The organism is Microbacterium sp. zg-B185, from assembly GCF_030246885.1.
Lineage (GTDB): Bacteria > Actinomycetota > Actinomycetes > Actinomycetales > Microbacteriaceae > Microbacterium.
This window is the reverse complement of sequence record NZ_CP126739.1, coordinates 2292339-2305047: the sequence shown is the minus strand read 5'-3', so window position 1 is coordinate 2305047 and position 12709 is coordinate 2292339. Positions and strand designations below refer to the sequence as shown.

The following is a 12709-nucleotide window of genomic DNA, read 5'->3' as shown; positions in this document are numbered from 1 at the left end:
ACTCAACCCGTGCGAATGCACGCTCAGACTACGCCGCTCCGGCGGAAGGACCGCTCCTCTTGAAAGAAGAACCGATGACCATCCGAACGAAAACCTTGCTCGACAACCCGCCGGTCTCCGTGCAGGCCAAGCTCGCCGCCGCATGGACCAGCCTCATGTTCCTCGTCATCTACATCGACTACTTCCACCTCTACCAGCCCGGCGAGATCGACGAGATCAGGGGTGGCGTCATTTTCGAGTTCGACATCAGCGCAACATTGATGTCCATCTTCTTCGCGATCATCGCGATCCCGGCCGTGATGGTGATGCTCTCCATGACGCTGCCTGCCCGGGTGAACCGCGTCACGAATCTCGTCATTGCATCGCTGTACATCCCCGCCGTGGGGATGAACTTTTTGGGGGCGCCCTCGGATTATGCCTTCTACTACGCCCTCACCATCGGAGTCGAAGTGCTGATCCTGGCCTTCATCCTGCGCTCCGCCTGGAGGTGGACTCAAACCCCCGCCGTTCCCGCCGGTGTTGCGACGACCGACCTTCGACAGGGCCTTCGACAGTAGGCATCCGTTGGAGTCCTGCGGCGTGAAACCGCCTCGCTGTACACCGGACCGACCGGTTACAAGCTCAGCCGCGGAACGGGCAGCGGACCTGATGGTGAAACGAAGATCCCGCAACTGCTCGACAATCCGCCGGTCAAGCGACCGCAACCAAGGAGTATGAGATGACATCACCGAAGAACACCGCCACCACCCCAGCCCGCAGTGGGTTCGCTCAAGGACGGCTCGTCGGTGCCGCGGCGATCGGGTTCGCGGTGTTGTGGGTGACCGAGAACGCGTTGTTTGCGGCAACGGTCCCGCCGACCTACGGCGCGCCGATCGAGGAAGTGCTGGCCTACTACGCGGCCAACCGCAATACGGTCGCGATCGTGTCCGGTCTGGTGGCCCTGTACCTGCCGCTGCTGCTCGTGTTCGTGACGGGCCTGCACGGCCTGGTGGAGCGGCGCGGAGGAGCAGGCGCGGACTGGTCGCGCCTCGCCCTGGCCGCTGGCGCGACGCTGTCGGCCATCTTCGTGCTTTTCAACGTGACCCAGATCGGGCTCGCGCTCTTCGCCGGCGGGCTGGACGAGCCGACGCCCGCTTTCGAGCTCGTCTGGCAGATTCACGCCGCGGCGTTCGGGCTGGCGCTGCCGATGATCGGCACCACCTGCATCGGCGTGGCCCTCGCCGCACACGCGAGCGGGCTGACTCCGGCGTGGCAGCGCTTGCTGGGCCTGGGGGGCGGGAGCCTGCTGCTGGCAGCGGGGCTCGGCAATCTCGCGATCGCCGACGGCTCGGCGCTGATCTTCGTCGGGCTCCTGGGGTTCGCCGCCTGGCTCGTCTGGCTGCTCGCGACCGGCGTGCGCCTCATCCGGTCGTGACCAAGATGGGGCGGCGCCGAGGTCGCGCGCGAGATGTCCGCGTGTTCGGCATGAATCGTACGAGAACGCCGAGATTCTCGTGCATGTGCTTGATGAGCGAGAGCGGGTTCGACACATGTCGCCACAGATGAAGGCTATCCGTCCGGTTGCCGGGAAGAAGGGAGAGCGGCAGCGATCGAGGAGCGGATGGCTTGCAATAGCTGGCCTATCGAGTTATCCGTCACCGGAATCCGCCCAAACAACACCTTCAGGCCACTACCGCCCGTCCGACGCACCCAAAGGGATGCGTGCGACGATCCGCGTGCCGCCCCGCACAGGACTCACGATTTCGATCGTTCCGTAGCTCGCCTCGATGCGGTCTCGGAGCCCGGTCAACCCGGTGCCACGGGACGGGTCCGCGCCGCCCACTCCGTCGTCTTCGACTGTGAGGATCAGCTCGTCGGCGTCGCCAGAAAGTGCGCACGACACGCCGACATGCGTCGCCTGCGCGTGCTTGACCGCATTGGTGATCGCTTCGGCGACCGTGAAATACGCCGTTGTTTCGAGAGCCACCGGCAATCGGGGAATGACGAGGGCGAGATCAACGGGGATGGGGGTTTCGGCGGCGAGCGACTCGATACCGGCGGCGAGCCCGTTGCGGCTGAGTGCTGCGGGCAGGATGCCGCGGACGACGTCCCGCAGCTGCCGATTGGCTTCTTCGGCGTGCGCGAGCGCATCGGCAAGCAGCGCGGTGACCTCGCCCCGGGCGGTCGCGGCATCCCTCGCCAGCTTGAGGAGGAGGATGGTGTGCACGAGGCGTTGCTGCGCGCCATCGTGAACGTCGCGCTGCAGTCGTCGTCGAGCGTCGTCGGCTGCGGCGATCACGCGCGCGCGGGATTGCGTGAGCCCTGCCCGATGCTCGGCGTTGGCGATGGCCGCGGCCATCAGATCGGCGAACGGTTTCAGGCGGTCTCTGCCATCGACCCGGCTCGGCGAGTCGGAGTCGACCGCGAGCGCGCCCCAGCTTTCGCCGTTGACCAGGATGGGTGCTTCGGCATGGTGAGCCCCGGCGGTCGGCTGCAGTCTGATCTCGGCCATCACGCGTGCGTCACCGAATCCGCCGACGGGGTCGCGGACGACCTCGGCTGATGAGGCGTTCAGAACACGGGCTGCCTCTTTCACGACCGCGTCGAACACCGTGGGCAGCGGTGATTCGCGTGCGACGAGCTCGGCGACATGGCGCAGGGCTGCCTGTTCATCCGCGAGGCGGCGAAGGATCTCTCGGGCTTCGGCGTTGGCGATGGCCGCCCAGGTCAGTTGGGCGAAGCCCTCCAGACGTTGTTCGGTGTCGTGGGGGAGAGGTGCGGTCTGGGATGTCGAGACGAAGGCGCCCCAGAGACGGTCGTCGATGAAGACCGGAACCCCGACGCCGGCGCGAATGCCGTACCGTCGAACGATTTCGGCGCTCGGCATCGCGTCGAAATCGTCAACGCGAACGGCCTTCTTCGTCCGTGCCACCCGATCGGAAAGCGATCCGGGCGGGTGAACGACCCGGACGCCGATCGGGACAGGGCCGCCGTGCGTCGCGACGGCCACGATGGTGTCGGCGCTTTCGAATTGCAGGAGCGTGACCTCTTGTCCGCCCAATTGGTCGGATGCCGCCCGGCAGATCACCGCGAGGATGTCGTCCAGGGGTCTCGCCCGCGGCGCTCCACGGGCTGCGAGTTCGGCGATACGGCGCAGGGACGCCTGCTCGTCGATGAGTTCGCTCAGATGCTGCCGGTTCGTGATCGCGAGAATGATGCGGCCGGTGACTTCACTCAGATCCGTCAGAAATCGGGTCGTCTGGCTCGGTAACGCGGGCAGGGTCGTCTCGACCGTGAACGCGCCGACCCGCTCTTGCTGTGCCGTGACGGGGAATGTCACGGTCTGCGTCGGACGGATGGACGAGTCGGTGATCGACACGACCGGGTTGGTGGCGGTTACCTCCACGCCGCCGAGAGCGGTCAACGTGGCGTGCTCTATCCCGCCCAGTGTGGCCGCGTACTCCACCAGGCGCGTGGCGATGTCCGTGATTGTGCCCTCGTCGGCGTCGTGCTGGATCGCACGCATGGTCTCGTCGTGTTCTGCCACAGCCCGCAGCTGGTTTCGTGCCTCGATGCTGTCGAAAGAGGCGGTGACCAGCTGCGCGAACGCGGCGAGCAGCGTCTCCGTCTCCGGCGGCAGCGCGCCGAGAGCCGAGCTGACGAAGAACATGCCCCAGGTCCGGCCTTCCACGATGATCGGCACCGCAACTCCTGCCGCGATCCCGAACCGCGCCGCCAGTTCGGCATCCGGCTGGCTTCGGTAGTCATCGACTCGACACGGCCGGCCGGTACCGACCACGCGGTCGGGGAGCGTGTCGGCTTCGAAGACGATGCGCATGCCGGCATCCGCGGGGCCGTCCGGCGAGGCCAGCACGAGCAGCTCTCTGGACCCGACGAACTGGGTCAGGGTGACGGGTAGGCCGTGCACCTGCCGTGACGCCTCGCGAACGATCACGGCGATGACATCCACGTCTGCTCCCGCGCGGGCGATCAGGTTCGCGACGTCACGCAGAGCGCGTTCCTTCTCGACCAGGCTCCGGATCTCGTCGCGCTCGATCCGGGTTCGGATCAGGCTCGGCTTGTGTTCCGCGCTGGCGCTGCCCGGTTGGATGCGCTCTGGAACGTCGCCCATGTCGACAGAGTCTCAGGCTCGTTGGGCGGTCAGGTATCGGAGCACAGCGCGGACGCGCCGGTGGTCGGCGCCGTCGGACGGGATGGACAGCTTGCGGAAGACCGCGGTGACGTGTTTCTCCACTGCGGCGTTGCTGATGAGCAGCGCCTGTGCGATTCCTTGATTGGACAGGCCCTCCGCCATGGCGGCGAGGACGGCCCGTTCTCGCGGCGTGAGCGGGGCAAGCGGTTCTGGAATGGAACGTGGCCGGAGCATGCGCACGACGACCTCCGGATCCAGAGCGCTCCCGCCCCGGGCGACCCGCATCACCGCTTCGACGAAGTCGTGGATGTCACCGACCCGCTCTTTCAACAGGTAGCCGACACCCTCGGGCCGGTCCCCGATCAGCTCGATCGCGAACTCCGGCTCGCAGTGCTGAGTGAGGAGCACCACGCCCATGGTCGGAACCCGTTCCCGCAGTTCGATCGCCGCCTGCAGCCCGTCGTCATCTCGGCGTGGCGGCATCCGGATGTCAACGACCGCGACGTCGGGTCTGTGCGCGAGAGTCTGGGCCAGGAACTCCACGGCGTTGCCCGCCTCCGCAACCACGCTCAGTCCACCGTCGGTGAGGACGCGGACGACACCCTGCCGGAAGAGAAAATCGTCCTCTCCGACGGACACCCGCACCGGCTGGTCCTGGATGTCGATGCTCATCGCCCTATTCGTCCTCGAGGAAGGAGCGAAGCAGCGCGCGGGACAGCTCGGTCTTGGGGATGAACGCCGCGGCGCCGGCAGCGGTCGCCTCTGCCGCTGTCGTCGCGTCGCTGTCGGACGAGGTGAGGATCACACGGATTTGCCACGGCGCCTCTGCCAGGATGCTGCTCAGTTCCAGGCCGGTGCCGTCGGGCAGACCGATATCCACGAGCGCGACGTCGGGTCGGCGCTCTGCTACATGTCGCAACGCTTCGGTCACGCTGCCCGCCTCACTTTCGGGTCGGTAACCCCAGTCAGTGAGCATTCTCCTCGCCAAGTCGCGAAAGCGCTCGTCATCATCGACGATCAGGACTGTCACGGCCATGCTCCCATCGTGCGACCGACGAGAGCGACCGACTGTAGGGTTTGCCGGAAATCTTCTCGGGTTCGCCGTGATGCGGCGGCGCCGGCCGGCGGGCGACGCTGACTGCGTCACCTACTTCGAGCCCGAGGAGCACACTGTGAGCACCATCACCGTCGGCGAAGAGAACTCCGCGCCGATCGACCTGTACTACGAAGATCAGGGCAGCGGCCGACCGGTCGTGCTCCTTGCGGGGTGGCCCTTCGACGCCCGCTCGTGGGAGCCGCAGCTGCACCCGCTGCTGGACGCGGGATACCGAGTGATCGCCTATGACCGCCGTGGCTTCGGTCGATCCAGCGCGCCCATCCAGGGGTACGACTTCGACACCCTCAGCGCTGATCTGGATGTCGTGCTGCGCACCCTGGATCTTCGCGACGCCACGATCGTGGGCTTTTCGCTGGGGACCGGCGAAGTGGCGCGTTACATCGGCCGGTTCGGCACCGAACTGCTGGCCAGCGCGGTTCTCATCGAGAGCCTGACACCGACCTTCATGCTCAGCGACGAGAATCCGAAAGGAGTCGATGCGGCGGGGGTGTCCGGCGTGCAGCAGGCGATCCTGGCGGATCGGTTCGCGTGGCTGACCGGGATGATGACCAACTTCCTGAACCTGGACGAGTACCAGGGCACGCTGGTCAGCGAGGACACTGTCCGTGCGCTGTGGTCCACCGGCGCTGATGCGTCTCCGTATGCGACCTGGGCGTGCCCGCACACCTGGCTGGAGGATTTCCATGCCGACCTGGAACGGTTCGACGTGCCCGCCCTGATCATCCACGGCACCGCCGACCGCATCCTGTCGATCGACGGGCAAGGTCGCCGCGCGCACGAAGCCCTGCCGGCGGCACGGTACATCGAGATCGAGGGCGGACCGCACATCAACCCCGTCACCCACACCGCCGAGGTCAACCGCGAACTCCTGCGCTTCCTCGCCGACCCGTCCTGACCGACCCGTCACGACACGGCTGAGACCATGTTCGACACGTTCACCGCCCGACCGGTCGACGTCGCACGCGGACCCATTTTCACGCTGACCGGAGGCGAAGGCCCTCCCATCCTGCTGCTGCACGGATACCCGCAGACGCACCTGATGTGGCACGCAGTGGTCGAGCACCTCACCGGCGACCACACGGTGGTCGTGGTGGACCTGCCCGGTTACGGTGGGTCGTTCCGGCCCGAGACCGCCGCTGATCACGGCACGTACTCCAAGCGGGCCATCGGGGACGACCTGGTCGAACTGATGCACATCCTCGGCTTTCCCGCCTTCGCGGTCGCCGGGCACGACCGTGGCGGCCGGATCGCCTACCGGATGGCGCTGGATCACCCGGACGTGATCTTCGCCGCTGGGGCATTCGACGTCGTGCCGACCGGCGAAGTCTGGTCCCGCGCCGATGCCCGGATGGCCCTGACGTACTGGCACTGGGCGTTTCTCGCGCAGCCGGCACCTCTCCCGGAGGATCTGATCAACGCGAACCCCTCCGCGTTCTTCGACCACCACGTCCGCACGCTCGGACTCGGGCGCACCGCACGCCGGTACCCCGAAGAGCTCATGGCGCAGTACCGTGCTCTCTTGGATGACCCGAGCGTCGTTCACGGCATCTGTGAGGACTACCGCGCCGGCGCGGGAATAGACCGGGAGCACGACGACCACGACAAAGCGGACGGCCGTCAGATCCGCTGCCCGCTGCTGGTGCTGTGGAGCGCGCCGGGTGCGCTGCCCAAGTTCTACGGGGATGTGCTGGACATCTGGCGCCCCTGGGCCAAGGATCTGCGCGGGCGCGGCCTGGACGCCGGACATTTCCTCGTCGAGGATCAGCCCGAGCAGGTCGCGCAGGAGCTTCTGCATCTGCTCTCCAGGCGGCGGGTGCCGTGACGAGGTCGCAGGCCGGGGTCATCCCATGACTGTGCCGTCCGTCGCTGCCGGCTATGCCGTCCTGGGCCGCACCGACCCGGTCCTGGACCGCTTGATCAAGAAGGTGGGCACTCCCGACCCGTTCGCCTTCCCTGACGAGGGACGCACGACAGGCAACAACTTCGCCGGGATGGTCCTGCACATCGTTGCGCAGCAGATCTCGATCAAGGTGGCGCTCGTGCTGTACGACCGGCTGATCGCTGCCCTCGACGGTCCGCCGACACCGGGTGGCGTTCTCGGCCTGGACGTGGACCACCTCAGGGCGATCGGGATGTCGCATTCCAAGGCCGCGTACCTTCACCACCTGGCCGACGCGGTCGTGGCCGGAGATCTCGCGATCGATGCTCTCGACGCGGTGGGCGATGACGACGTCATATCTGCGCTCACTCGCGTGAAAGGGATCGGGCCGTGGAGCGCGGAGATGTTCCTGATCCACCAGTTGAAGCGACCGGACATCCTGCCGGCTGGAGATCTCGGCATCCGCACCGCAGTGCGACGCGCGTACGAGCTGACCGACCTGCCCCTCATCGCCGACGTGCGCCGGCCAGGCGCCGCGTGGTCTCCCTACCGGACTCTCGCGTCCACTCTGCTCTGGCGATCTCTGTTAGCGGCAGGGAACGGGCGACAGCCCGCGGGGCACATCCGCTCAGCGGCTGATGGAGACGGCGAGGTCCTCGAGGAGGCCGGAGAGCTTGTCCACCGGCACGTGCGAGGGATCGAGGGCGAATCGCTCGACGATGTCGCTCGGTGAGGTGTACGCCGCTTTCGTGCTCCCGTCGTCATCCCAGATCAGGATGCGCAGCGGCAAGTCGATTCCGGCCCGAGCGTCGTACTGCATGAACGTCGTCCCCAGCGTCGGATTGCCGAAGATCGCCACGATCTCATCGGGCAGCGCGAGCCCCGCCTCGCGCGCGGCGGCGGCGTGATCGATCACGGCGAAGACCTTGATACCGCGCTCCTCCAGCTGGACCAGCAGTCGCGCAAGAACGTCATGCACCGAGCCGGCGCAGGTGTGCTCAACGAATCGATCGTCCATCCGTCCTCCTCAGAGCAGATCGCGCGCCGGCTGTCACGGCTCCAGAGTGGCGATGGGCTTGCCGGTCTCCACGATGTAGGTCGACAGCATCCTCCCGGTGTCGGGGCCGAGGTCAGTCGCGTTGTGGGGGACTCCTGGGGGGATGAGGAAGCCGTCGCCGGCGCTCAGGATCTGGGTGGCGGCGTCTTCGCGTTCCATGCGCACCTTGCCGGCGACGATGTAGCCGACCTCTTCGCCGGGATGGTGGTGCCATCCCGAGGACACGTCAACGGGGATCTCGGTGAGCACTTGAACAATGTCTCGTCCGGGGATCGATGATGAGGCGTGCTGGATCTCGGTCCGCTTCAGCCTTCCGCGCAGCTCGTCTGCTGCCTGCCCGGCGGTGACATCGGGAGTGGATGGTGAATCGGTCATGATGTCTTCCTTCTCGACGACTCGGCGAACGCGTTGACCAGGAGTCTTCGCGGCCTCGGCCGCAACCGCGCGCCGGTCAGCCGGAGAAGATTTCCGGAGAACCCCACGCTCGGCACCTGCGCTCGCGCGCCGGTCGCGCGCCCCGCCCGCTGCAGCGTTCGTCGGCACCGACCGTACGTGTCGCAGGGCTGCTGAGACTCTGACCCGGTCGGTCGACGAGTCGGTGGTATTTGTTGACGGACCACTTCGTCAAGGGAGTCCCCGATGCTCGCAGCGGGCGATCGTGCTCGATGCGCCGGCCGCGGCCGTGCGCGACGACCCGCAGCAGCTGCTCGACTTCCTCGTCGTCTGACGACGCCGCGGGGCGCGCCGAGCGCCGGGCGCAAACTCACGACCGAGCTGGACCGCGACCAGCACGACGCTCAACACCTGCTCGCACCGCCTCAGCGGTTCACGAGTCCGGGAAGCGGCAGGTCCCTGAGCTGCCGACGGGAGCTGATGCCGAGCTTGCGGAAGATGTTGCGCAGGTGGGCTTCGATCGTGCGTGGGCTCAGGAACAGTTGCGTGCCGACCTCGCGGGACGTCGCGCCGTTGGCGACCAACCGCGCGATGTGCAGTTCGTGGGCCGTGAGCGCGTCGGTCGGCTGAGCGGCTCGTGTGCGCGGGTGCCCGCCGGTGGCCTGCAGTTCGCGGGCGGCGCGCGCGGCGAACGCTTCGGCCCCCATGTCCGACAGCAGATCGTGTGCGGTGCGCAGCTGCTCGCGTGCGTCGTGACGCCGGCCCTCGCGACGCAGCCACTCTCCGTAGACGAGGTGCGTGCGGGCGAGCTGGGTGGCCATCTTGGAGCGTGCAAGCTGCTCGATAGCCTCGCGAAAATGCTCCTCGGCCTCCGGCGCGGTGCTGGTGAGCGCTCGGGAGCGCGCCGCGAGCCCGAGCGCCCACGGGGTGGCGCAGGCGACGGCTCGTGAGGTGAGTTCCTCCAGCGCCTGGGCCGCACTCTCCGGCCGACCGGCCCGGCAGGCCGCTTCGATGAGTTCGGAGTGGGCGAGATTGCTGTGCCTGAGCTCGTCGGATTCGAATGCGCGCGCCGCGGCGGCCTGAGCCGCCGGGTAGTCGCCGAGGCCGTTGTGCTGCACCGCCATGGCGTACTCGGCCAGAAAGACCTCGGTGCCCGGCCCGCGCGCGGCCGCTTCCTGCTCAATGATCGCGTGGACCTGGTCCGTCTCGACGGGATCGCCTCGCCAGGCCGCCAGGATCAGCTGGGCGTGCAGCAGGGGCACCGCCGTGGTGGCGGACCCGATCTCTGTCTGCTCGGCGGCTTGCGCGAACTCACCGGAGAGCACCAGCATCACCGACTGGACCAGAAGTGCGGCGGGGAGCGTGGCCAGCGCGCCGGCCTCGCGCGCCAGCCGAACGTGGCGGGCGGTCAGCGCGAGAACGAGTTCGTCGTCGAAGACGGCCATCGCCGTTCGGCTGGCCAGCCATCCCCACCGGCGCAGGTCGGCATCGCCGACGGCGTCCCGATCCGATTCGTCCTGGCAGAACGCCGCCAACGCCTGCCGCAGGCGGGGCGCGCCCGCGGTGTACCCCTCCGTGAACGTCGTCACCAGTCCATCCAGCAGCAGATCCGCCGGCCGCGGCGGCCCGGGCGGCGCGGGCGCGGCGCGCGCGGCTTCGGCGACATCCCGCACGCTCGGGCCGGAGCCGACACCGCCGGTGACGATGGCCGCATCCAGCGCATCCAGGTAGGTCTCCCGGGACAGCGCCGGATCGAGCGGGGCAAGGCTGCCGGCGGCACCCAGCAGCATCCGCAGCCCCTCGCCGCCGCGCGCGCGGTGGAACCCGATCCGAGCGTGCAGCAGTTCCAGCCGAGCCTGCTGGAGCGCATCGAGTGGGCCGGCGGCGGCGCGCGTGAGCAGCTCACCCGCGGCCTCGGTCGCGCCGGCCTCATGGGTGGCGAATGCGGCTTCCAGGGCCCGACCCGCACGCGCGGCCGGTTCTGGGCTGAGTCGGGCGGCGTACGCCATGAAGGCCGCCGAGGCGCCCAGCCCGCCACGCGCGCGGGCGCGGCCGGCTGAGCGCTCCAGCTCTGCGGCGGCATCCTCGTCGGTGCCCTGCACCGCCTGCGCGCGGTGCCACGCGCGACGGTCGGGGTCGGTGGCCGGATCGGTCGCGGCAGCCAGCGCGCCGTGCGCCCGGCGCTGCTCGGGCGGTGTCGCGTCCCGGTAGACCGCCGAGCGGGCGAGCGGATGCCGGAACCGAACCTTGTCGGCGATCTCGAGCAACCCGGCGTCTTCGGCGGCCGCGGCCGCGCCGTCGTCGATGCCCAGCTGAGCGGCGGCGCGCCAGAGGAGGGCGACATCCCCGGTGGGCTCGGCGGCCGCGACCACGAGCAGCAGCCTCGTGTCCGCAGGCAGGCTGCCCGATCGACGTCGGAAGCTCTCCTCGACGCGGCGTGGGACATCCAGGACGCCGGGCAGTTCGAACCCGCCCGTCAGCTGCGCCGGCGAGGCGCTCAACGGAAGCTCCAGCAGCGCCATCGGATTGCCGAACGATTCGGCGACGACACGCTCGAACACCCGGTCATCGAGCGGCATCGGCAGCGCGGATGCCAGCAGCGCACGCGCATCGGCCTCCTCCAGTCCGTGCAGTCGCAGGACGGGCAACCCGGCCAGTGCTGTCAGCTCCGGCCCGGGTTGATCGCGTGCCCGATCGCGCACCGCGAAGACCAGCGCGATCCGCTCGGCAGCGAGACGTCGCGCCACGAATGCGAGAACCTGTGCCGATGCTTCATCCAGCCACTGCGCATCGTCGATGAGGCACAGGAGCGGCCCCTCCTCCGCGACCTCGGCCAGCAGATTGAGAGTCGCCAGACCGACCAGGAAGCGGTCCGGGGTCTCACCGCCCTCCTGCCCGAACGCCACACTCAGCGCGGTCTGCTGCGGATCTGGCAGGGCGCTCGCGCGGTCCAGCAGCGGCGCGCACAACTGGTGCAGACCTGCGAACGCGAACTGCGTCTCGGACTCCACCCCGACCGAGGTCTCCACTCGGAACCCGGATGCGTCCGCTGCGCGGCGGGCGTGCTCGAGCAGCGCGGTCTTGCCGATTCCGGCATCCCCGTGCACGACCAGCGCTCCGCTCTGCCCGGCGCGTGCCCGGGAGAGGAGTCGGTCGATCGCTTCGAGCTCGGCGCGCCGGCCAATCAAGTGCCCCAGTGTCGTTCCTTTCAGCGGATGCCGGCACCGCACTAGGCACTCATCACCGACGCGAACGAGGTGGTCCACACCTTAGCGTCTCCGAATACCCGGCAACGGGGACGGGTGTTCTACGGACGCGATGCCCTGGTGGGCGGTGTCAGCCTGGCGGTGCAGCGAAAGGCCCAGACGCGCAGAACGTCCGGCCCGGCAGCGAGCGGGAGCCCCGCAGGCGACCGCGAGACCAAGTTCGTGGCCCCAGCGCGATTTGACCCGGTTCTGAGAACACGGTTTCTCCTGGAACCACCGCCCCAATCGCTCGAGCCGAAAACCCGAAACCCGATACCCGAAAGGACGATCCGAAATGAATCCGATCCAAGACCTCATCATCCGCTTCCAGGAACTGGTCGCTCAAGTGCCCGAGTTCATCCAGCCGTTCATCGTCATGCTGGCCGGCGCCGTCCCCTTCATCGAGGGGGAGCTGGGGGCGACCATCGGCATCGCCGGCGGTCTCAATCCCATCCTCGCGGCGGTCGCGGCCGCCGGCGGCAACTTCCTCAGCGTGCTTGTCGTCGTGCTCCTCACGTCGCGCGCCCGCACCGCCGTCGTGAACCGGACCCGAGTCCCGGTCGGGGTCGCCGCGGGGGCCGCGGGCTCCTCTACGAGCGGTGGGGACGAGTTCGCCGCCCCGCTTGCGCAGGCGGACGCCAAGCCGCAGTCCAAGGGTCGGGCGCGCTTCAACAGGTGGCTCATCCGCTTCGGCGTTCCCGGTGCCAGCATCCTGGGCCCGCTGGCGATCCCGACCCAGATCACCTCCGCGATCCTGGTCGCCGGCGGCACCTCCCGCGCCTGGGTCCTGCTCTGGCAGGCCGTTGCGATCGTCCTGTGGACGACGGTGAGCACCGTCTTGGTCTGGGCCGCGCTCACCTTCCTCGTCGGGGTGTGAGCGAACCTG

General features: G+C 68.4%; 12 protein-coding genes. 6 read left to right on the top strand and 6 right to left on the bottom strand.

The window, feature by feature from the left end:
* The first annotated feature begins 74 nt into the window (after positions 1-74).
* Together QNO12_RS11125 and QNO12_RS11120 are read left to right on the top strand one after the other, a co-directional pair.
* Positions 75-557 (top strand): DUF6326 family protein, encoded by a 483-nt coding sequence (locus tag QNO12_RS11125; RefSeq protein WP_257503296.1) that lies wholly within the window; start codon positions 75-77, stop codon positions 555-557.
* A gap of 161 nt (positions 558-718) precedes the next feature.
* The gene (locus tag QNO12_RS11120; protein ID WP_257503295.1) at positions 719-1414 is read left to right on the top strand and encodes a hypothetical protein; all 696 of its coding nucleotides are present in this window, start codon (positions 719-721) and stop codon (positions 1412-1414) included.
* A gap of 255 nt (positions 1415-1669) precedes the next feature.
* On the opposite strand, the gene QNO12_RS11115 is transcribed toward QNO12_RS11120, so the two are convergent.
* From QNO12_RS11115 to QNO12_RS11105, 3 genes are read right to left on the bottom strand one after another with little or no spacing between them, the layout of a single operon-like run.
* On the bottom strand, positions 1670-4111 hold the full coding sequence (locus QNO12_RS11115; RefSeq protein ID WP_257503294.1) for a GAF domain-containing protein: 2442 nt from the start codon (positions 4109-4111) through the stop codon (positions 1670-1672).
* Positions 4112-4123: 12 nt separating this feature from the next.
* A complete protein-coding gene (locus tag QNO12_RS11110; RefSeq protein WP_257503293.1) occupies positions 4124-4804 on the bottom strand; it encodes a response regulator transcription factor in 681 nt (226 codons plus the stop codon).
* Positions 4805-4808: 4 nt separating this feature from the next.
* The gene (locus tag QNO12_RS11105) at positions 4809-5168 is read right to left on the bottom strand and encodes a response regulator (protein ID WP_257503292.1); all 360 of its coding nucleotides are present in this window, start codon (positions 5166-5168) and stop codon (positions 4809-4811) included.
* A 136-nt stretch (positions 5169-5304) separates the two neighbouring features.
* Between QNO12_RS11105 and QNO12_RS11100 the strand changes: the two genes are divergently transcribed.
* The 3 genes from QNO12_RS11100 to QNO12_RS11090 are packed head-to-tail and all read left to right on the top strand — an operon-like array spanning position 5305 to position 7861.
* Positions 5305-6144, top strand: a complete 840-nt coding sequence (locus tag QNO12_RS11100; protein ID WP_257503291.1) for an alpha/beta fold hydrolase — start codon at positions 5305-5307, stop codon at positions 6142-6144.
* A gap of 27 nt (positions 6145-6171) precedes the next feature.
* Positions 6172-7071, top strand: coding sequence for an alpha/beta fold hydrolase (locus QNO12_RS11095; RefSeq protein ID WP_257503290.1), 900 nt, complete (start codon positions 6172-6174; stop codon positions 7069-7071).
* A gap of 25 nt (positions 7072-7096) precedes the next feature.
* Entirely contained in the window at positions 7097-7861 is a 765-nt protein-coding gene (locus QNO12_RS11090; RefSeq protein ID WP_257503289.1) for a DNA-3-methyladenine glycosylase family protein, read from the top strand.
* On the opposite strand, the gene QNO12_RS11085 is transcribed toward QNO12_RS11090, so the two are convergent.
* The 3 genes from QNO12_RS11085 to QNO12_RS11075 all read right to left on the bottom strand — a co-directional run bounded on the left by QNO12_RS11085 (position 7757) and on the right by QNO12_RS11075 (position 11766).
* Entirely contained in the window at positions 7757-8146 is a 390-nt protein-coding gene (locus tag QNO12_RS11085) for a DUF302 domain-containing protein (protein WP_257503288.1), read from the bottom strand. The two genes, QNO12_RS11090 and QNO12_RS11085, sit on opposite strands and share 105 nt — an antisense overlap.
* A gap of 33 nt (positions 8147-8179) precedes the next feature.
* Positions 8180-8560 (bottom strand): cupin domain-containing protein, encoded by a 381-nt coding sequence (locus QNO12_RS11080; RefSeq protein ID WP_257503287.1) that lies wholly within the window; start codon positions 8558-8560, stop codon positions 8180-8182.
* Positions 8561-9003: 443 nt separating this feature from the next.
* Positions 9004-11766 carry a helix-turn-helix transcriptional regulator gene (locus tag QNO12_RS11075; protein WP_257503286.1) on the bottom strand — a complete coding sequence of 921 codons (2763 nt, stop codon included), beginning with the start codon at positions 11764-11766 and terminating at the stop codon, positions 9004-9006.
* 352 nt (positions 11767-12118) lie between these two features.
* Between QNO12_RS11075 and QNO12_RS11070 the strand changes: the two genes are divergently transcribed.
* On the top strand, positions 12119-12700 hold the full coding sequence (locus QNO12_RS11070) for a small multidrug efflux protein (RefSeq protein WP_257503285.1): 582 nt from the start codon (positions 12119-12121) through the stop codon (positions 12698-12700).
* Positions 12701-12709 lie beyond the last annotated feature (9 nt).

Coding starts and splice junctions, on each gene's coding strand:
- QNO12_RS11125 (WP_257503296.1), top strand. CDS start 75: ATGACCATCCGAACGAAAACCTTGCTCGACAACCCGCCGGTCTCCGTG.
- QNO12_RS11120 (WP_257503295.1), top strand. CDS start 719: ATGACATCACCGAAGAACACCGCCACCACCCCAGCCCGCAGTGGGTTC.
- QNO12_RS11115 (WP_257503294.1), bottom strand. CDS start 4,111: ATGGGCGACGTTCCAGAGCGCATCCAACCGGGCAGCGCCAGCGCGGAA.
- QNO12_RS11110 (WP_257503293.1), bottom strand. CDS start 4,804: ATGAGCATCGACATCCAGGACCAGCCGGTGCGGGTGTCCGTCGGAGAG.
- QNO12_RS11105 (WP_257503292.1), bottom strand. CDS start 5,168: ATGGCCGTGACAGTCCTGATCGTCGATGATGACGAGCGCTTTCGCGAC.
- QNO12_RS11095 (WP_257503290.1), top strand. CDS start 6,172: ATGTTCGACACGTTCACCGCCCGACCGGTCGACGTCGCACGCGGACCC.
- QNO12_RS11090 (WP_257503289.1), top strand. CDS start 7,097: ATGACTGTGCCGTCCGTCGCTGCCGGCTATGCCGTCCTGGGCCGCACC.
- QNO12_RS11085 (WP_257503288.1), bottom strand. CDS start 8,146: ATGGACGATCGATTCGTTGAGCACACCTGCGCCGGCTCGGTGCATGAC.
- QNO12_RS11080 (WP_257503287.1), bottom strand. CDS start 8,560: ATGACCGATTCACCATCCACTCCCGATGTCACCGCCGGGCAGGCAGCA.
- QNO12_RS11070 (WP_257503285.1), top strand. CDS start 12,119: ATGAATCCGATCCAAGACCTCATCATCCGCTTCCAGGAACTGGTCGCT.